The 235-nt window shown below is 48.1% G+C and carries 1 protein-coding gene; it reads left to right on the forward strand.

From position 1 onward, the window contains the following. Positions 1-235: M23 family metallopeptidase (locus SB847_RS22285; protein WP_410578946.1), on the forward strand; the 235-nt coding region annotated here is incomplete at both ends.

Here is a 235-nt window from a genome sequence, read left to right on the forward strand (position 1 = left end):
CACCAGTAATGTCATCCGGTGACGGTAAAGTTATTTCCGCAGGCTATAGCTCATTAAACGGCAACTTTATTTTTGTTCAGCACGGCGAGCGCTATGTAACTAAGTATTTGCATCTTAGCCGTAAGCACGTGAAAAAAGGTGACCGTGTTAAGCAGGGTCAGGTTATTGGCCGTGTCAGTGCTACAGGTCGGGTAACGGGCCCACACTTACACTACGAATTCCTCGTAGACGGCGT

Source organism: Bacillus sp. SIMBA_026 (genome assembly GCF_046535335.1).
Classification (GTDB): Bacteria; Bacillota; Bacilli; order Bacillales; family Bacillaceae; genus Bacillus; species Bacillus velezensis.